General features: G+C 44.0%; 18 protein-coding genes and 1 tRNA gene. 3 read left to right on the forward strand and 16 right to left on the reverse strand.

The genetic code is table 11. The features are described from left to right. Window positions 1-212: 212 nt before the first annotated feature. Window positions 213-1760 (forward strand): glycoside hydrolase family 43 protein, encoded by a 1548-nt coding sequence (locus QFZ51_RS25140; protein ID WP_429050164.1) that lies wholly within the window; start codon window positions 213-215, stop codon window positions 1758-1760. 154 nt (window positions 1761-1914) lie between these two features. On the opposite strand, the gene QFZ51_RS25145 is transcribed toward QFZ51_RS25140, so the two are convergent. After that, the gene (locus QFZ51_RS25145; RefSeq protein WP_429050165.1) at window positions 1915-2055 is read right to left on the reverse strand and encodes a hypothetical protein; all 141 of its coding nucleotides are present in this window, start codon (window positions 2053-2055) and stop codon (window positions 1915-1917) included. Between the two features lie 387 nt (window positions 2056-2442). On the opposite strand from QFZ51_RS25145, the gene QFZ51_RS25150 reads away from it, so the two are divergent. After that, window positions 2443-2691 carry a 2Fe-2S iron-sulfur cluster-binding protein gene (locus QFZ51_RS25150; protein ID WP_429050167.1) on the forward strand — a complete coding sequence of 83 codons (249 nt, stop codon included), beginning with the start codon at window positions 2443-2445 and terminating at the stop codon, window positions 2689-2691. 5 nt (window positions 2692-2696) lie between these two features. Here QFZ51_RS25150 and QFZ51_RS25155 read toward each other — a convergent pair whose 3' ends face one another. The 5 genes from QFZ51_RS25155 to QFZ51_RS25175 form a co-directional block, all read right to left on the reverse strand. Beyond that, the gene (locus QFZ51_RS25155; protein ID WP_429050169.1) at window positions 2697-4829 is read right to left on the reverse strand and encodes a hypothetical protein; all 2133 of its coding nucleotides are present in this window, start codon (window positions 4827-4829) and stop codon (window positions 2697-2699) included. A gap of 282 nt (window positions 4830-5111) precedes the next feature. Further along, window positions 5112-5783 carry a response regulator gene (locus QFZ51_RS25160; protein WP_429050170.1) on the reverse strand — a complete coding sequence of 224 codons (672 nt, stop codon included), beginning with the start codon at window positions 5781-5783 and terminating at the stop codon, window positions 5112-5114. Between the two features lie 11 nt (window positions 5784-5794). After that, window positions 5795-6589: a sensor histidine kinase gene (locus QFZ51_RS25165; RefSeq protein WP_429050171.1), complete on the reverse strand. Its 795-nt coding sequence runs from the start codon at window positions 6587-6589 to the stop codon at window positions 5795-5797. Further along, the gene (locus QFZ51_RS25170; RefSeq protein ID WP_429050172.1) at window positions 6568-7215 is read right to left on the reverse strand and encodes a hypothetical protein; all 648 of its coding nucleotides are present in this window, start codon (window positions 7213-7215) and stop codon (window positions 6568-6570) included. The genes QFZ51_RS25165 and QFZ51_RS25170 overlap by 22 nt, the downstream gene beginning before the upstream one ends. Window positions 7216-7218: 3 nt before the next feature. Continuing rightward, window positions 7219-7794, reverse strand: a complete 576-nt coding sequence (locus QFZ51_RS25175) for a hypothetical protein (protein WP_429050174.1) — start codon at window positions 7792-7794, stop codon at window positions 7219-7221. Window positions 7795-8492: 698 nt separating this feature from the next. On the opposite strand from QFZ51_RS25175, the gene QFZ51_RS25180 reads away from it, so the two are divergent. Beyond that, window positions 8493-8768 carry a transposase gene (locus QFZ51_RS25180; protein WP_429050175.1) on the forward strand — a complete coding sequence of 92 codons (276 nt, stop codon included), beginning with the start codon at window positions 8493-8495 and terminating at the stop codon, window positions 8766-8768. 325 nt (window positions 8769-9093) lie between these two features. On the opposite strand, the gene QFZ51_RS25185 is transcribed toward QFZ51_RS25180, so the two are convergent. From QFZ51_RS25185 to QFZ51_RS25230, 10 genes are all read right to left on the reverse strand, one after another. After that, entirely contained in the window at window positions 9094-9462 is a 369-nt protein-coding gene (locus QFZ51_RS25185) for a DUF7674 family protein (RefSeq protein WP_429050177.1), read from the reverse strand. A gap of 230 nt (window positions 9463-9692) precedes the next feature. After that, on the reverse strand, window positions 9693-9821 hold the full coding sequence (locus QFZ51_RS25190) for a hypothetical protein (RefSeq protein WP_429050178.1): 129 nt from the start codon (window positions 9819-9821) through the stop codon (window positions 9693-9695). 127 nt (window positions 9822-9948) lie between these two features. Next, window positions 9949-10452, reverse strand: coding sequence for a hypothetical protein (locus QFZ51_RS25195; protein ID WP_429050179.1), 504 nt, complete (start codon window positions 10450-10452; stop codon window positions 9949-9951). A gap of 11 nt (window positions 10453-10463) precedes the next feature. Then, window positions 10464-10763, reverse strand: coding sequence for a hypothetical protein (locus QFZ51_RS25200; RefSeq protein WP_429050181.1), 300 nt, complete (start codon window positions 10761-10763; stop codon window positions 10464-10466). 256 nt (window positions 10764-11019) lie between these two features. After that, window positions 11020-11733: a hypothetical protein gene (locus QFZ51_RS25205; protein ID WP_429050182.1), complete on the reverse strand. Its 714-nt coding sequence runs from the start codon at window positions 11731-11733 to the stop codon at window positions 11020-11022. A 9-nt stretch (window positions 11734-11742) separates the two neighbouring features. Beyond that, window positions 11743-13557 carry a Mov34/MPN/PAD-1 family protein gene (locus QFZ51_RS25210; RefSeq protein WP_429050184.1) on the reverse strand — a complete coding sequence of 605 codons (1815 nt, stop codon included), beginning with the start codon at window positions 13555-13557 and terminating at the stop codon, window positions 11743-11745. A gap of 443 nt (window positions 13558-14000) precedes the next feature. Further along, window positions 14001-15206 carry a hypothetical protein gene (locus QFZ51_RS25215; protein ID WP_429050185.1) on the reverse strand — a complete coding sequence of 402 codons (1206 nt, stop codon included), beginning with the start codon at window positions 15204-15206 and terminating at the stop codon, window positions 14001-14003. A 565-nt stretch (window positions 15207-15771) separates the two neighbouring features. Then, the gene (locus tag QFZ51_RS25220) at window positions 15772-17034 is read right to left on the reverse strand and encodes a site-specific integrase (RefSeq protein WP_429050187.1); all 1263 of its coding nucleotides are present in this window, start codon (window positions 17032-17034) and stop codon (window positions 15772-15774) included. Between the two features lie 248 nt (window positions 17035-17282). Further along, a tRNA-Lys gene (locus QFZ51_RS25225) sits at window positions 17283-17358 on the reverse strand. 81 nt (window positions 17359-17439) lie between these two features. Next, the gene (locus QFZ51_RS25230; RefSeq protein ID WP_429050188.1) at window positions 17440-19866 is read right to left on the reverse strand and encodes a penicillin acylase family protein; all 2427 of its coding nucleotides are present in this window, start codon (window positions 19864-19866) and stop codon (window positions 17440-17442) included. Between the last annotated feature and the right edge of the window lie 38 nt (window positions 19867-19904).

A 19904-nucleotide genomic window follows, 5' to 3' on the forward strand; every position in this document is an offset into this window, starting at 1 on the left:
TTATGGCTGATTCTTAATACCTGTTAAGAAATCCCGGCATTACCCGCTCTCTTACACAACGCTTAATTTGACCATTACCAATGCTATTTTTGCAGGGGCTGCCTCTGTCATAAATTCTACGTGAACATCGATTGTTTTGATATAATTTCGCCGTGAAAATGAACGCAATACCGGGAAAATAACATTACCGGGAAAACAATATACAGTGATCGATGAAAAAAACTTTAGTATTATTTACATTGCTATGGTATTTCACTACCGCCTCCTCACAAATTACAAAAAGCTGGACACCGGATCTGGGCAATGGATATTTCACTAATCCGCTCATGTGGGGCGACTGGCCCGACCCTGACATTATCCGGGTGGACGATAAATTCTACTTCATTTCCACCAGTATGCATTATGTACCCGGTTGCCCTATTGCGGTTTCCAAGGACCTGGTAAACTGGGAAATGGGGGGCTATGCCGTTTCATGGTATGAGGAAGATCCACGTTATGACATGAAGGGTGGAGATATGTATCTGAGCGGCTCCTGGGCTGCCACCATCCGCTATCACGACAGCACCTTTTATGTGGGATTCTGCACACCTAAGATGGAAACAAAGGAAGGGCGTTTTTCCATCTGTACCGCCAAAAGTATAAACGGCCCGTGGACAAGAACAATATTCAATGAGTACCTGTATGATCCGGGACTTTTTTTTGATGATAACGGCAAAGTATATGTTGTGCATGGACAGCAGGCACTTTATATTACAGCGCTAAATAGCGATGTGAAGTCTGTGAAAGTTCCGCAGCGGAAGATCTACGACAATCCTGCTTTTCCATATCTTGAAGGATCGCATCTATACAAAGTCAATAACAAATATTATATACTTGGTTCTACTGGTGGCACGCGGGGACGGGAGGTTTGTTTGCGTTCAGACAGCATATATGGCCCCTATGAATCGAAAGTAATCATGCAGGATGATCATACTTATCCCGGCAATGGCTTACATCAGGGTGGCATGGTACAGTTGAAAGACGGCTCCTGGTGGGCTATTATTATGCAGGATCGCGGTCCTATCGGGCGTGTGCCAAATCTGGAACCGGTTACCTGGGAAGATGGCTGGCCGGTATTTGGTAAAAAAGGGATAGGGATAGATACATTCCAAAAACCAATTACAGGAAACTCCTCCCCGATTACTGTTCCTGCCAGCTCTGATGAATTCGACACTACTTCATTGGCATTGCAATGGCAATGGAACCATAATCCAGATAATACTAAATGGTCATTGACTGAGCGACCGGGGTATCTCCGCTTAAAAGCGGGCAAAGCCTCGACCCTGTTTCATGCCATCAACACTTTGACTCAGCGGGTAGAAGGTCCGTATTCCGAAGGGACAATAGAAATGGATATCAGTGGAATGAAAGATAATGACGTCGCCGGTTTGGGTATATTCCAGGTTCCCTATGCTTATGTGGCCGTCCGGCAAGCTGCAGGCAGAAAAGAAATTATTATGGCAATGAATGATAGTACCGTATCAGTTATTAATTTAAAGCAGCCTAAAATTTGGTTTAAATCCGTTACAAGAGAAAAAGGCTTTGTTGCTACTTTTTTCTACAGTACTAATGGTAAGGATTTTCTTCCTATTGGAAGCGAATTAAAAATGGGCCTGGGACTCGATTGGACGGCCAACCGGTTTGCATTATTTAATTTCAATACCAATCCATCAACACTTGCGGCAGGCGGCCATATAGATATCAATTGGTTCCGGCGGTAACCTGGCATTAATTTATAAGCGCGATACAATTGTATCACGCTTATAAATCCTATGATGCAAAATTCGACCCACTCACTGGCGGATTTAAAACTGCTATGCTATTGATAGCTGATTAAGATTTAAATCCTTAGCCAAATTTCTTTTTAAATCATTCTCAATCCCTGGGCTTGTGCTTGTGAGGTTTTAAAGGAGGATAGTCAGGCTTTTTCTCAGGTGTAACTCTTCTCCTTTTATCTAATTCATCATTGTCTTTCTTTGGTTTTGGCCCTGGTTTAATAGCTTCAATTTTTCCCATAGTGAACGTTTTTAAATTTTGGAAGTTTGTTTATACTTTGCTAATATAACAGACTATCAATCGGAATACTTACGGTTTTCCGTAAGATCCCGGATAAATATTCCAGGTCTATAAACATCTTCCTTAAAAAATTCAACGCCAGTAAATAAAATGGCAAAAAATGATAAGAATACATTAGTATACAAGAAGCAGAATGAACAATTTGCGGCTGGTCGGAAGAATGTACTCCCTACACTCATCTAAAAACCACCCATCCATCACAGGAGCATTGGAGACGGCAGGTGTATCTGCGTTAAATATTCATACCGAATCCTTTGGTACAATTACCCGGTATCGGAGAATGATACCCTGGTCCCGGAACAAAACAACCAGGAATCCAGTGAATTGATGATAGAATTTATTAAATCAGGGAAAAAACTACTTTGGGATCAGCGCTACCGGTCTATACTGGAATTTGCGGAGGCCAATGATATTGATATCTCCTCGGGTTGTCTCTTTGGAGATTGCGGAACCTGCCTTACAAAATTGCAGCGAGGCGAAATTAAATATATCCATCCCACGATGGTTCAACCGGGCAAAGATAACTGTTTGCCCTGCAGTTGTGTGCCTTCCAGTCACCTTGTGCTGGATGCCTGATTTTTTTATAACCTGGCTCTCAATTGTATTGGTTGTGATTTGGTTCCCCCGGTAACTTCATACAATCTCCAGGTATTTTTGTCGTTCCCAACTTCCAGCTTCCAGCTTTTAGCCGGATCGGCCAGCAGTATCTTTACCTGGCGGGGAAATGCATTGGCAGCGCGTGCATCCTCCCAGGTCCGGATAACTTTAAATATGGCATCTTTCTGCGGACAACTTTCCACATCTTTCTGGTTCAGCCGCATACTATATGTAGTACCCAGCCCCACAGAAATGGCCTGTATATGCTCGTACTGCTCCACCGTTGATTTGGCCGTAATAGGAAAGTTTCCGCCCATGCCCACCGGGAAGAAATTGGCGTAGGTTACATCACGCAGATCTTTTCCCTGGCTGGTAGTGCTCCCCCATTCCCTGGTATCAACATCATACAGGTTTTTTCCTCCGCCAACATTCCAGATGCTCTGGTAATGCCAGGAGCCTTCCGACAATGTAGCACCGGTGAAACGGATATACGGCACGCCAACTGCCCGGGCATGTTCAAACATTTTGCGGAAGAATCGTTTGGCGGAGTAATAACCATGCCCGTTATTGAACAGGAATTCCTGTCCGTCGAAATCATAGTAAGCCAAACCATTGATCTTACACACCTCTCCATAATACTTTGCTATCTCATCCTGCAGTTGCATGTTTGGGATCACGCCATCATATCCGTAATTAACGGTCACCTGCAGTTTGTAAACTGTATCCCCTTCCTCATGGCTTGCCGGAGCTGTATTCCAGTAACCACGCTTTACCTTCAGCAACCGATATGGCGGCTGATCCGACACACCCAGGTAATGTATGAGCTCTTTGCCGATCTTTATCATATTCAAGTCTTCGCAATGTCCCTCCCAACTGGCAATTTCATCCATGTATTTTGGATCATTTACGATGATAACCGTATCCGTAGGACTAAGCTTTCGGATAAGCAAACGCTTTTGCTGATAGCACAGGCTGTCGCTCGGAAAAGGACTGGCATCCATGGTGCCAGGCGCCAGTGAATTGGTGATAGGTGTTCTGCCGATCAGGATACCCTGCCGGGCAGCCAATGTTGCAAATTCCTTGTGCGATTTGTTACTGGCCGTCATTTTTATCGGCTTCCTTTCAAATCTGCTACCATCCATATATCCGTTAGTTCCCCTGTCTGGTCTCAAAAATCCCTGGTCGTATAAACTAATCGCCTTAAATCCCAGGCGGGCGGTATAAGATATGATGCTGTCGTATAAGCCACCGTCGGTAAGAGCGTCCGGCACAAAAGAGGCTGGGTCTTTTATCCACTTACCATTAATGACAGGATGAGGTAATTTCTCCGATATAACAATTCCCTGGAGCACGTCCAGGAGTGCCGTACTATCCGGGCTGCCCCATAAGGCTACGGAAGAACCAATATAATCAACACCGGCTAATGGCTGCACCTCAATGTGATTGGGCTTATTTGCGGCCATATGCGGGATCAGTGAAAACAAAATTTCCCGTTTGCGGGAGCGATCCCTGGATTGATAAGAAACAGAAATGCGTCCCTGTTCATCGACTTGTGCTGCATCACCGTACATAATCCGGTACCACGGCTCCTTGTGCGCATAAAACGCCACATCGCTGATGCCATTTCCGCCCAAACTAAATACCTGACCTTCATGCAGGGTATCCGGCAATGGGAATCGCTTTGCATCCGGTGTATGAATGATATATTGAAACGGCGCGGCGTCTCCCACAGTTGCTATGGTACCTCCCAGGGTGTTGTCATTCAGCGCCAGCATGCCTATCGCGTAGTTTACGGCTGCCGTGGTATCTCTTGCAACACCAATGATCTCTCCTAAAAGGTTGTTGATATTTGTATGATATGCCCCCCATTGAATGCCTTCAATACTGTTTTTGGAAGATAAGGATAGCAAGGTGAGTTTCAGGTACTTCGCATGCTGCGTGAGGCGCACCTGCGCTATTGACCCATTGGAATAAGTTAGTGAAATCAATTTATCCGATGGCTGGTAGTATGCCTTTACCGGTTCATAATATTGCTTGCCATCGTACAGCTGCATCAGCGGCGATGGTTTATCTGCCGGGCTGAATTCCCGGTACGGCCTCACCGTAATATTCTTCATACTGGTGATAAAGCCCCGCTTATCAATATGAATCTTAAAATAGTTGGTTCGAAAATCCCACTGCGCGTACAGGCTACAGCTATATAACGTTACCAGCAAAACAAAAAATATCTTTTTATTCATCATCGTTACTTTATTCTCTCCGGAACAATCAGTAAAGATTAAAAATTAATAATGGTGTAACAAGCAGGATTTTGACAAGATATGCTGTTATTTTTGCAGTTGAGAATCTGATTGTGGTGAATATGATGATGCGGTGACTCACGAGCGTAAATAACAATACTATTTCAACGATACGATATTATTCCGGATGGCATACAACACCAAACCGGTAACATTACGTGAACCTGTTTTCTGCAGCAGGTTATTCCGGTGACCATTGACCGTTTTTACGCTGATAAAAAGTTCCTGCGCAATCTCTTCTGCGGTATATTGTCTGCATACCAGCTGCAAAATCTCTTCCTCTCTTTTGGTGATGGAGAGGTTCTGCGGTCTGCTCCTGACAGTTCTCACCGTTCTGAGTTGCAAGGCCTTTAACGCGCGCTCATTGATGTAAGATCCTTTTGTGTACACAGCAATAATGGCTTCCTGTACTTCCTGTGGCGCACTGTCTTTCACCAGGTACCCATGTGCACCGCATTGAATTAACTGGTTAATGAAATTCTCATCATCGTGGACCGACAGGATAAGGATCTTCATTTCAGGATAGGTAACCGCGAGCTCCTGGGTAACGTGCTGACCGCTGTATTCTTTGTCCCCATCCGGAGGCAGGGACAGGTCCACCAGCATCACGTCCGGGAGAACAGCCGCCTGGCGTAATTTATCCGGCACAGAGTAACCGTCAGCAGATTCAAATATCACCTTCATATCCTGCCAGGTATTGATAATCGCTTTCATCCCCTCTCTGAAAAGCACCTGGTCTTCCACTAATCCGATGTTGATCTCTTTTTTCATATGGTAAAGTATTATGCAGGTAATGTTAATCGGACAATGGCGTAGTATCCGCCTGATTCCTGGTTGCCCATTTCCAGTTTTCCTCCGAGCGAATTCACCCGGCCTTCAATACTCTTGAGACCCAGGCCCTTGTTGGCATTACCACCTGACAGTCCTCTCCCATCATCTGTATAATAACATACCAGTTCCTGGCCGTGCCGGAAAAGATCTATTCTTATCGATCTGGCGCCAGCGTGTTTGAGCGTATTATTGATCATTTCCATGATGATGCGGAATAGGCCGAGGTTTACCAGCCAGGGCAGGTCGTCCATACGGGCTTCACAACCCAGTTCTATCTTTATTTCACCGGCACTGTTGATCTGTTCCGTTACCGACTCAAGCGCGGCCTTCAGGCCGAAAGATTCCAGCTGTGGCGGCATCAGGCGATGGCTGATGCTTCTCACACTAGCCAGCGCCGTCTCCGACAATTGACGAACATACTGCAAGGGGGCCTGTAATTGCTTTGTACCATCAGTACTTTGCTGTTCGAGTACCATGAGATGCATACGCATAATAGACATCACCGCTCCCAATTCATCGTGCAGGTCTTGTGCAATACGTTTACGCTCTTCTTCCTGCGCATGAATATTTGAGCGAAGCAGGTCCTGTTGGTAGCTACTCTTCAATGCCTCCTGCCTGAGTTTCTGCACAGACAAATTCTTTTGAAAATGCAGGTTCAGGAACACTACCCCAATACCGATGATGAACACAATAACCGCCAGTGGCAGCAATGCATTTAAAAAACTCAGGTCTTTGATCGTTTCCATAGGCCGATAAAAAAACAGGTGTACATGACAATGGAAAAGAATGAGTGAAATATCCAGGTGTACAAATTCAGGTTCCTGCTGAAAGCAGTGATAACAGCGCCAAAATAAAATATCAGTATGCTGGAAGAATAATAGATAAACAATCCTGAATTGATCCAGTTAAGACTGCTGATATTCCGGCCGCTTGTTTCTTTTACAATATCACTCAGAAAGAACCGGTAAGTGAACAATGCCAGGATCACAATGAGAATGCCCTCTACCGTTAATGCGATAGAGTTGAAAGTATGAACAGGCTGAATGAACAAGGAGTTGATGGTTGTAAAGAGCAAGAATAATATGGCGATGGACCATATTATTCTTGCATCTATGAATCCATTGAGCAAGGTGTTATAGAACCATGCCAGGCAAAGGAATCCTGCCGCTACGTATATGTGCAGCAGCGGCATGTTGTTTTTGCTGACGAACCAGAAAGCCAGGGAAGTGAATTGTATAACGCCCGACAGGAAAATAAACCAGGAGAACACTTTCAGCTCACGGGGCAATTTACTGTAGTGCACGGCAGCATATACTACAGTGAGTAAAACGGGTACATGTGATAACAGTATTATCGTTTCTGAGAAGCTCATATATCAGCGGTATACTTTAAGGGGGCCTGGCTGTGGGCAGGTATTCGGACAAGGGGCGTTGAGATCCAGTACGTACTGGTCGTAAGCAGCTGTTCCTGTTGAATCAATATTTGCGAGAATGGGATTTGCACCTTTGTCGAGTATAACATCCACCCCGGCGTTCCACTTGCTGGGGTCCCTGCCTTTCAGGCAGGCATTATCTACCGGTACGAGGTACAACTTGAACCCTACCTTTTCCTGAAACCCAAGATACACCCGGATGTGTTTGAACCGGCATATAGACGAATCGGCGAGTTCCGGGGGCAGCCCCATGGCAGCCAGGAGATCTACCGCACGGATGGTATAAGATTCTACCGGCGCAGTACCTTTCCAGTGGATGCGGCAAAGGCTGTCGTATGATTGAATGCTCTGACGGGCTGTTACGAGGTTCACCAATACACGGCCTACACTATCTGTGATCTGGTTGCAATCATTTCGGGTGGAGGTTTCCGGCTTAGCTGTGCCGGCGGACGGCTGATTTTTACATCCGGCGGTGGAGAGGCCCAGCACCAGGATAAGAGGAAAGAGGTGTTGCTTCATTTTAAGTTTATTTTATAGGATTTGGTTGATAGTGCAAGACAAAGATGCTGTAATGTAATTACAAAAAATGTCGCCGACGCCCGGGGGCCACAAAAACAGGTATAAATACCTGCGTCTTTTCTCAAAACAGACAATAATACCTGGTTTTCAAAAATACTCATTTCTTCTCAGTCTGCGATCAGGCGCAATTTTACAAAGTAAAACCTGATGCTAATTGCCTGCGTTTCTTCAGATTTTCCTTTTACGGATTGGGTAGCCGCATTCCTTAGTGCGGGGTTACATACTGATACGTGGAAAGCTCTGCGCGTTTGCCGCGTAAGCTGAGAGGCAAAGTAATTTATGAATAAAAAGGCTTACAAGGAAAACTAAAAAGAACAATAAGTGCTAACGCCCTTGCAGTCTATGCCTTTCATATTTTAGGAGTATTTACGGTTTCCTTTAATGACGTTATTATTTCTGGCTATATATTAGCCTGGTGATTAAGCCCTCTAGCAGCAAATCAGTAGGAGTCGCCAAGTCATTTAAATGATAAAGACTTGATCCACCTAATTCAGTAACTGCGAATTATAATGATTTATCAATTGACTTCTTAATTGTTTCCTTGTCGCGATAGTCCAATAAAAATGGAAGACATGTTGGTAGACGATATACTCTGAAATCAAATGAAGTAGTTTCATCAAATTTGTAATCCTTGAAAGATGTTATCTCTTGATGGTAGGGTAATTGCCCATCAAAATCAATTGTTAATACATGTCCCAAAGGAGGAAACGCTAATTCAGTTCCTATTATCCTTCAGGACCGTTGCCAGAACGATAAGAACTCATTATCTGGGTATTCTCAACTTCTTCAACAAAAGAGCTACCAATGCGGCTGCAGAATCATTCAATGCAAAAATAAAGTCCTTTAGAAATGCGCTAAGAGGGGTACGGGATGTAGAGTTCTTTCTTTATAGATTAACTAAACTCTATGCTTAAAATTTATGACCATCCCCCAAGTTTTCAACTTGATCCAATAAAACTGAGTAACTACGAAACACGAATCCGCACTTTGATAGACTAACAAATAGACCAAAACAACAAAGCCCGCGACCAGCGCGAGCTTTGAAACTTTCCAGTGATCCCCTTGGGAGTAGCACGTATCTTCGTAATGCCTTGTAGAATGGGTGTTTGATAGTGGTGAGCGTTTATTGCTAACCGTTATGCTAACCTAATAACGTCTGACCGTTATCGTCAGGTATGTGATACAAAAATATAAAAGAATTCTGTTACTCTCAAAAGAATCCGCTATAATTTCCTATTGTCAACCGTAGCGCGTATCGATGATTCTTAACTTGTACTCATCAAGCCTTAATTCCAGAAGTGGCCTTATTTGGTTATAAATATCCCTTTTCACCCATTTCTGTATTTTTTCACTGGTTTCCTCTTTGTCTCCTAAATGTTCATAAAAAGCTACACTGGCGGCATTCCATAAATCCTTTGTCTTTTGCTTAAAACACCATTCAGCAAAATCATAACTCCTTTTGAGCTGCTCTATGTCATTATTTCTATGTGCTGCTACTGTCGCGGGCAACAATTCAATAAAAACATCGTAAATCGAAATATCTGGCTTTTGAAACTCCTTTTTAAACTCAGGGAGACATTCCATTGCCTTTTTTCTCCAAACGCTCATAGCTGCAAATGAACTGTTTTTGTGGTATTTTTTTGTGTTGCCAATTTATGCAAAAAATAGTAATAATTCATAATTCGTCCTAGAAACTACGTACAGCCAGCTATGTTTTGGTAATACCAAAACCCTTAAAATTTTCATGCTTCGCATTCAATACTCTATAACAGAAATGGTGCAAGAAGAATCAAGCACCATTGTCATCCAATTCTATATTACACAAAAAAACAAACCCACTACTCTTCTCCGCTGCTGAAAATGGAGGCAACAAGATCATTGGTAACCTCCTCTGCAATTTCCCTTATCTTTTCCTTTTCGGCCTTACTTAAAGCCTGTATCAGCCTCCCTTCAACCCGTTTATCCATCCCCCGCATCTTTCTGTAGAACGTGGGGGTACTATAATTACATTCCTCACAAACGCGCTCCCTAAAAAGAACAGGCAACTTAGAAAACTTAGTATGCAGGTCAAGCAAAATGTTTACTGGGTGGGATTTAATACTCATAAGTGAAGTTTGAAAGGTTAGTACTATTCGCTTTTACATTCTGGATCCGTTTCTCAATGCTTAATCCGTGGAGCTTTACGAAAAAAGTCTTAAAATAATTGCCTGTGATAGCCGCTATTGTTCCATCTATCCCGTTGTCGCCATCAATCAGAATGGAAATATATTGATCCAATGCGGTTTCCAGCTCCGGCAATTCAATACCTGACTGAAAACTTGATAACTCACAAAGGTCACTTTCAAGCTCCTTTATGAGCGAAGGCGTTAAATCCTCAACACCATCCCTTCGTAAGGCATTACGAATACTAAAAGCCGCAATAGTGTTAGTTCTAAACAACGCATAGAACATCATGAAATCAGCCCGTTGGTCCCCTGTCCAGTTATCAGCAGTATTACTGCTAATGACATTTGATAACTCGTACTCGCAGACCTCAATAAAGCCACCTGAAGTGCCGCAGACCGTGATTCGATCTAAGATGGTTAATAGATTCTCCATAACATTTAATTTTAAAGGTGATTATTGGCATCAACTACAAGGCTCTCTGCCGGCAGGCTTTTGGCTACGCAACTCATCAACGCGACCAGCTGTCGCTGGCTTTGTTGTATGAACCTTCCAATCTGCTTTTCCTTTAGGAGGTCGGACAGGTATTTGCCGGTGCATTCCTGTATCTTGTTTTTTTCGTTGATGATGTCTTTAACGGCTTGCGTGTAGAATTGTTCGTCGGGGTGTTTTTGTTCGGTTGATGCTTGTTGCAGGTCAACGTGAATAAATTTTTCAAAAAAGGATAATGGGTAATACTGTTGCATATTGGTGGTTTTAAAATGTGCGCAGTATAGTTTTGGTTGCGTAATGGTCATTCATAGTCACATGATCGGGGTCTGGGGTTGTGATACGCTAAGTATCAACAGGGGTTGCAATAAAATATATCGGGCAAAAAGAAGATGTTAATGAGTTGTTAATCAGATACTTATCAAAGCAGACGGGCCTTTCAGCCTGTCTGCCTTGATAAGTTAGATTCAGGCCACAGCCTTGCTCAGCTCAACGTAAAGTGTTTTTCTGGAATTATAAGGTAGGTATAGCTTCAATCAACCTATCTGCATAGGCAAAAGCTGCAGCTTTCACCCAATCTTTTCGTATAACTACAATCCATAATAGTAAAAGCGCTATTTGGGCTCCTTGAATGAAATAAAAATTAGCGGACATACCCAAAAGCTGCCAGTTCTGATGTAAATATGCGGCATGTATATAATTCCCAAGAATAATTGCAACCAGAACAAAAATGCCTATTGGCCTAAGGCCCCAGAGATTACGGCGATATCCATATCCAGCATTTTCTTTGTAAATCAGTGGAAATTTCTTCGTATCACGGGTATTCCTTAATAGGAAACGGTTCCAGGACTGATACACACCGTCTGCAACAGCTGGATTCGCCATTTCAGAGGCATGGTCAGGCAGTACCGGCACCGGTGCTAAACGTTGTAAATGATTATGGTAGCGTTCTTTGGTATGATCATCGATCTCGTTATTTCTCCAGCGCAATAGTTGTATCGATGGAGCACCACCCCACTCTGCCCATAACTCTTTCTCTTTTTTCTTACCAAAAGTTCGACCTAAATGGGCAAGAAAATACCATAGTGCTCCCACGATTATCGAGGAAGTGAAAAACGGGATTAATGTGGCAAACTCAATAGAGTACTGCACTCCAAGTAATAATATTGGGAAAAGAAGAATTATAGTTGGATACACCCGTGCTCGTAATGTGTACGTGTCAAACATATTATTGATTTAAGTGTAAACGAATGGTAATACCGCTGTCGGTGTCATGATCAGCAAGAAAACTGGTAATGGAGGGTTCAACACTCGGTACTGCTGTAGAAATGCCTTCATCGTAGCAGCATCCGTCGTACTCATATTATTCGGTCCACGCGGATGCGAGTGCCATTCACCTATATACCCAAGCTGCCCTCCTGTGTACGAATTAATCTCAGCAATGGCATCTGGTAACCCTTTTGTACCTCGGAAGAAGCAGTTGGCATCAGCCCGACTATCGGGAGGAGGAGGAATGCTTCTTGTTACATAAATTGTCTTTGTCTTATAGTTGGCACATCCTACCAGCACTCCTCCAGTTTCAAGCGGTGAGGCATCAATCATTTTCTTCCGTAACTCTGCTAATATCCCTGCCGCAAAACGTACCTGCCAATCAGATTTATTCCTTGTGGAAAATACTTCCACTGGGCCGAAAGTGAGTAACGATACTTCATTATGGAAATAGGGATCAAAATCGAGTTTATTGAAATAAACCTTTCCTCCCTTAGTGGATTTCTCCTTCGTTTGGCCTTTAAATAGACCAGAAATCACAGCACCATGTAATGCTACTACATCATCAGGCATAATTACCGTTTCTGAATTGCATCCAATACCAGTAACTACCGTTTCCGTTTTCTCGTTTGCTTGCGACTCGCGTTGCAACCACGAAGAAATTACCGAATTGGTCATTGCCGCATCATAAAGCAACGCTTGCAGATCATCGATTCGAGGATTACGTGATGGGCCTTCAATGTATAGTAGGCCAAGGTTGCCCTTGTCAGATATTAACCCTCTACAGACCCGCACACTATGCTTAAGGTTAGTAGTCGTTAATTCATTAAAGAATGTCAATGAAGCAGTAAAATCCATTATCCATTCCCAACCACCTTTTTTGTTTTTTCCGAACTGCAGTAACCCCTCGTTGACTTTACGTGAAAGACCTAACACTGATTGTCCAGGATATAAAGCGGTGGCTTCCTTCTCGAATGCCTTTGCTTTATTTACATGCACGTGTCGGGCGCTGAGCGGATGTCGAACAAAATTGTGCGATAAAAATTTATCATGGTCACATACTACCATATTGATCGTTCCTGACTTCAATAAATGAAGTGCTACTCGGCTTCCCAGCGCGCCTAATCCAACGACTAACGTCATAGAAGTAATATCAGCATTATATCCTGAAATTTCTTTGGCCTTCGATGGCACAAGTATTTGGACATGCCTGCTAAAGTAGACTGGAGTTTCGTCACTTACCAATTCATCTTTTCCGACGATCACAACGAAGTTGATAAACTCTAGGGCTCCAGGAAAACCAATAATTGGCTTAGGGCGGAGAATAGCAACCGTTATCGGAATTTTTTCAAAGGCAAAGTGCCGACTTGAAGCCACCTCCTTGATAAGACCAGATAGCTCAATCCTATGTTCTTTACAGAAATGTTGAAACTCTAACCAGTTTGTTGGCAAAATGGTCTGGTAGATATCAACAGGCGTCGGATCATCCGACCATACCAGAAATCCAAGTAGACGGTTATCCTTTATATCTCCGTCAGTATTTCCATTCTCTTCAGTTGGGCTGCCTGTAGAATTTTTAGCTATCTGCACTCCACCGAACCACAAATCAACGTCAACACCGGCATCTTCCACACGATTTATCCAGCTTACTCGAGCAAAATTGCCTCCCACGTCAAAAGATTCTCGTTTGTTAACGATGCCGAATAACGTCGGGTAGTTGTAAGTAAAAGAGCCTATGTATCCTTCTAATCGAATAGGATCAAACTGGGCTGCGTCAGTCACCAAATCACCGGTACCTGCATCGCGTAGCCAATTTTGTGTACGTATTAGTAGCGTCCTCGATCCGTCGATTAGCATACCACTCATCAAGCCCCTCCACACCGCCTCTCGTCAGACAAAAAGCGGGCGGTTTACCAGGACGCGCAACATACAAATGTGGCAACTGGCTACTTGGAAAATCAATCCTATCAGGGAAAACCAATGGAGCTTTATGTGGATAAAGCTTAGGGTCAAATATTAAAAGGATTGGTTCCATTCTCTGGATATCCACTCCCCCGGCGGTGCCGAGGGGTGGAAGATCAACTTCAATATTTACGCTTACTGCAATACGATTACCGTCCCAAGAATATTTGCGGACTGTCGTATTAGGAGTGATTCCCTTTAGTACTTCTATTGTTTGAGCTAGTTCACGGTTCTGAATTGTACCCGCATATTGTTTTAAACTATTACTGTACTTTTCCAGAGCCATACGAAGATGTTGTTGATACCGATGATAAACCAGCTCCACCTACTGCTATTGCCGCTCCCTCATCAATCTTAGGCTTCATTGGGCCATACTGCGTTACTTCAAAGACAATCGGCTGCGGAGTTTTACCAATCTTCTTGTAGGTAGCAGTATTCAGAAAGTTCGTACTACCGACGCTATTAACGTATTGCTCCTTTGCCTTGTAGTGTGGTGGATTATCATCGTTATTTATTATCTCCTTACTGGATGCAATCACGCGGGCATTCTGTCTCCTATTTCGGAGCACATCAAGCGACGTATTTTTTGGCGTTGGATTTTCCTTTTGAGGACAGTCGTTAAAAAAGGTCCAGGAACAGTGATGGGAGGCCATCAGCAAATCCCAATTCAGCGCTTTATGTCGAACATCATTCCCATAACGCTTTGTCTTGTCAAGAATTTCCGCCCAGGCGATGTGGTCTGCATCACCGCCAAACATTGCCAGTGTGCAAAAATCCGTTGAATAAGAGTATGCTTTGAATCTAGCCTGAAACACTACACTTACACGATTTTTTTCCACCTCTTCATCTGAAAGATGTTTTTGATAAGGAGAGTGGACAAAAATCGAAAACGTATTTAAATCACGGTCATTAAAACGCGTAACAATATTACCGGGCACATAACGCACCAGGTCGAGACCATTTAAATCTTCATTTCCATCATAGCCAATAATAACAATTCTATTTCCCGGTAGATTCGCATCTGCACTCTTTTCACGATGCAATTTTATCCTGCGCTTTGCCTCCTTATTAAAGACTTTCTCATCTTCATTGGTGGCCACTCCCATTACCATGGGTGAAAACCAAAGTACATCGATAAAAATTTCACCAGCATCTTTGTGCTTTTGTTCATATTTTTTCGGATCACCTTGATAGAAATGCTTTTCAAAGCCGTGTAGGTGATCATCATCCCCATGTGTAAGTATAAAAGCATCCACATAGGAGACCCCTCTAATAGCATTAACAACTCTGGTGTTCAGGCTTTTTAAGAGGTCTGCTTTTACATCAAATAACTCAGGTTCGGAATTCCCTTCCGCGGCATCGCGCATACGACAATCCACCATCAAATTTGTAATGTATCCATTCTCATCGATGGAAATCAACGACTGATCGCCGTTGTCAACTGGGTAGTATTTAATTTTGCTTCCCATTCTCTTTTAAAATTTTGTTTAATAATAAAATTAATACGCCCCCCTTCCGGTATATTACCATCCGGGAGCTAAACCACCGTATTCACGTGGTAGTTCTGATTTTAAAAGAAGCTGTAGAAAGCAGGTAAAATGTACCCCTCTGTTAAGGTAGATTTGGTTGTATCATTTTTACGCATACTTTTGCGCAACAAAAAACAAAACAACAAGGGCTGCATCAATTTGATGCAGGGTTCCAACGCCTTTCCTTGAAGTTTTTGCGAGCCCGGGCTGAAGCCTGGGCTCCTTTCATTAAAAGAACTTCTTCTCGTATTTCAAACCTTCTGCCAAGTGGGGAAAAAATGACACAATTTCAGCGAGAATGTCGCACCTAACCCCTCTGATGCTTTTTTCGCCAACCACTATACTATTTTGGCATTTTAAAGCTCAAAACACTGCCATATTTTCACATTTATTTAACTTATCATGACAAAGCACATTTGTATAAAAAAGCTATTAATTGATTATCAATGAATTACGTTCATCTACTAATAATTAGTTTTTTCTCTTAATATGAGAAAGGTAAATTTCACGCTACAGCCTTGCTCAGCATGGATTCCGGCAATTTAAGGTTAAACCGTTGCTTCAATACCTGCATATCTTCACTCACTTTACTGGCGACTATCTTAGCATAGATCTGCGTGGTGCGGATGGATTTGTGCCCCAGCATGGCGCTCACGGTTTCCAGTGGTACACCGTTGGCCAGCGTAACGGTGGTGGCAAATGTGTGCCGCGCGGTATGCGTGGTGAGGTTCTTATCAATGCCGCAGAGGTCTGCTATTTCTTTGAGGTATCCGTTAAAGCGTTGATTGCTTTTGATGGGGAGTAAAACGTTGTTGGCAACGCAGTGCGGGTGTTCGCGGTACTTCCGCAGAATCTCTTTGGCTAACGGTAACAGGGGAACGTTTTCACGGCACCAGGTCTTTTCTCTGTTCTTCACGATCCAGTCTTCTCCGTCGAAATATTTGGAGATGCTGTCGGGGGTGAGCAGCAGCGCATCTTTATAGGCGTAGCCGGTGAGCGTCATGAATACGTAAGCGTCTTTGGCTTCCTGCAGGCGGGGAATGGAAAATTCTTTATGATACAGTGCGCTGAGTTCCGCCACGGTGAGTATATCCCGCTCCGGGTTGATATAGGAACATACATAATCTTGCAAGGGGTTGCACTGTAACCATTTCCGCTGGACCGCCAGTTTTAACAGCTGCTTAGTGTTCTTCAGGTATTTCATAGCGGTGTTATCCTGGATGCCTTCTGTAAGGGTGAGATAGTCGAAGAAATCCTCCGCGAAGGAAAACTCAATTCTTTCGAGGGAGATATCTTTCATTTTGAGAACGCCGGAAAGAAAGGCAGTGATTTTATCCTTTGTGGTGAGCCATTTTTTGTAGGTACTGTATTCGCGTTTCCCCTTATCTACTTTTTCTTTGAACTTCCCATTGTGAAAGTCTACGACCTGCAACAGTGTTTGTTTTTCCTGATGAACACCCAGGTAAGCGTTTTTGATCATAGTGGGGGTAACAGTTGATCCCTGCTTCTTCAACAGGTTGTAATGCCGGAGCAGCTCACCTTTAACATACTGGATCTGGTTGTTGATTTCAATGACCTCCGCTGATCTACCAATTACAGCGCTGGCTCTCTTATCAAATTTGGAAGGGTCAACCTGATAGCCGATAGAAAAGCCATCTTTAGGTAATCCGGTAACGGTCATACGGACGCAGATGGTTGCTTTGCCGCTGGGGTTCATGGTGTCGTACCGGAGATAAAAGAGGATTGATAAATCTTGACTTACTTTCATAGTCTACTAAGTTTTGGTTACCGATTTTTGGTGTTGTTTGGTGTTTTTTGGATTGGTTTGCAAGTCGCCAAATCCTTTGCCGGTAAGCATCTCAGAAAAAATCGTCTACAGTAAATTAAAAAAATTTACTGTAGACGATTTTGTAGACTCTCAAAATCGTTTGATATGATTTATCTTTTCATACCAAAAGCAGAAAAGCCGCTTAAATCCTACGATTCAAGCGGCTTTAATTTCCTTTGATGTTCTTATGGTGATCCCCTTGGGACTCGAACCCAAGACCCATACATTAAAAGTGTATTGCTCTACCAACTGAGCTAGGGAATCTTTTACCCCGTCTTTTTGTTTAACGGAGTGCAAAGATAGGAATTATTTATTTCCAGCCAAATTTTCCTGAAATTATTTTTATCACTTCCCTGTAAACACAAGCTTGTAGCGGATTACAGGATCATCTTTTTCCTCGGCACTGAAAATATGCAACATATAATATTTGCCCGATACCCAGTCATTTACACTATTATCATAAAACGGACTACCCGGATTTCCGCTTTGTCCGCCGGGGTAAATACCATATGCTTCTGTTTTGTCTGATAGCTGCACTACCATGCGCCAGGAAGGACCATGTGTTTGCTTCGTGGCATTCACAATATGCTGCCCACCGCCTGTATTCAGGTGTAAGGCGCTGAAAGCAGGAATGCCGCGGGAAAGGTGATTGATATCTGTACCACGCGCTTTTCCCAGCTCGAGCCTGCCCGCCTTATTCAACTCAGAAAGTTCAGTGACGGTTTGTGCAAATGCACCTTGCAACAGCTGGGATAACGTTTCTTTTTGTGGTGTATTGATGTTGTCGATAAAATGGAAAGCAGTGTCACGCAGCAGCAATTGCAATGTGGTGATAGACTGCGGATAGGTCAGGATGGTAGTATCTTTAGGATGCAGTTCATCCTGCCAGATGGTATCTTCAAGATGTGCCCATAGCGTATTGAAGATGTTGGCCGCTTTGCTGTCGGGCGTGGCCATAAAATCCCAGGAAGTTAAGAGCTGCCAGTAGGGCTGCTGTTGCGCAGTAAGTGAACTGGTATCGATATGTTTCCGGATCATAGGCATGGCTGCAGCGGCGAACAGGTTCTTATCATCATTTTGCAACTGCATCATATCCTGTGTGGTAATGGCGCTCATGGCTGATAACCTTTCATTGATACGCTTGCCACGGAAAAGGTCATATTCTCCATACAGGGCATATGGATAGGTGCTGTCGGTTGGACGTTGATTGGCAGAACTCACAAATCCTCTTTCCGGATTTTTTATATGCGGCAATTCCTCATGAGGAATAAATCCCTGCCAGGCATAGGTGCTGTCGCTGCCGGGCATGATCCATTTGCCCTGATCCTTCCACCGGAGTGGATACTGACCATTATGCCAGATGGCGATATCGCCGGCTTTATCGGCAAATACAAAGTTTTGCGCGGGACAGGTATACTTGTTCAGTGCATCCAGGTATTCGTCGTAATTACGGGCTTTATTGAGCTTGTTGAAAGTAGCCAGTTCATTAGACGGGTCCAGCGCTTTCCAGCGCATGGCCAGGAAGGTTTGCCCGGCTGTTTTATCCGGGAAAGTATTATCAAAGATAACCGGGCCAAATACCGTGTAGGCAACGGTATCGCGAACGGTGGCGCCGCCTCTCACCTTAATTTCTTCTATGCGCAGGTCTGCTTTACGATAGCTGCCATTGTACAGGTATTCGCTGCGGCCGTTACGGAACTGCATGCTGTAATAATCTTTCACATCTTCTTCTCCGTTGGTAACGCCCCAGGCGATGTGGTCGTTGAAACCGATGATCACGCCGGGTGCGCCGGGAAGGGAAGCGCCATACACATTCATGCCAGGTGTATGGATCTGTACTTCGTACCAGAGTGAAGGCAGCGACAGGCCAAGATGCGGGTCACTGCAAAGGATTGGCGCGCCGGAGCGGGTTTTGCTGCCGCCTACTGCCCAGTTGTTGCTGCCATTGTCCGGATCTGGTTTGTCCGTTTTAAACTTCATGTACGCTGCTGCGGCGGCCAGCACACTGTCTGGCGGGGCGGCGGGTTTTATGGTGGCGGCCGGATAGGCGGTACCTTTCGGGATGATGGGGTCCGTAGCTTCGTGGAAATCAGGATACATCAGGTCAAAGTCCTGCAAAGAAAATAAACGGCGTGCATTGGTGAATTCAAGGTCATTGGCGAATCCCGCGAGGTCATGCGCCATATACTTCAGTAACAGGGCCGATTTGATGATATCCCATCTCTCAGGCTTATAATCCAGTATTTTATATTCTAAGGGGTAAGTGGCAGGCGTAAGGGTGGCAATAAAAGCATTCACACCGGCAGCATAAGAGGTTACGGCCACTTTGGTAGCCGGATCTGCCAGCATTTCCTTTACCGTTCCTTCCGCAGCGTATACCATCCCAAGGCGGCGTTGCTTCCGGTCGTACTGCACCAGTTTAGGACCCAGTATTTCCGATAAGCGGCCGGCAGCGGCGTAGGTCTGCAATTCCATCTGCCAGAGACGGTCCCGTGCTGTTACATATCCCTGCACATAATAAGCATCCTCTTCATTTTCCGCAAAAATATGCGGCACCATACGGTCGTCATACCAAACCTCCGTTTTGCCGGACAATCCCGGTAATACCAGTTGTTCACGTGGAAATTCACCAATAGGTTCAGCATTCTGCCAGAAGCCCGTTTGCGGACTTAACAGCTTTCCCAGTGGGGGTATCTGTCCCAGTTTATGACTGAAAGCGTATGTAAGCGATAAGGTAATGGCTGCGGTGATAACTGCGGGGATGATTCTCATATTACATATCGGATGTAATATGTAAAATACACCAAATT

The organism is Chitinophaga sp. W3I9 (assembly GCF_050434025.1).
GTDB lineage: Bacteria > Bacteroidota > Bacteroidia > Chitinophagales > Chitinophagaceae > Chitinophaga.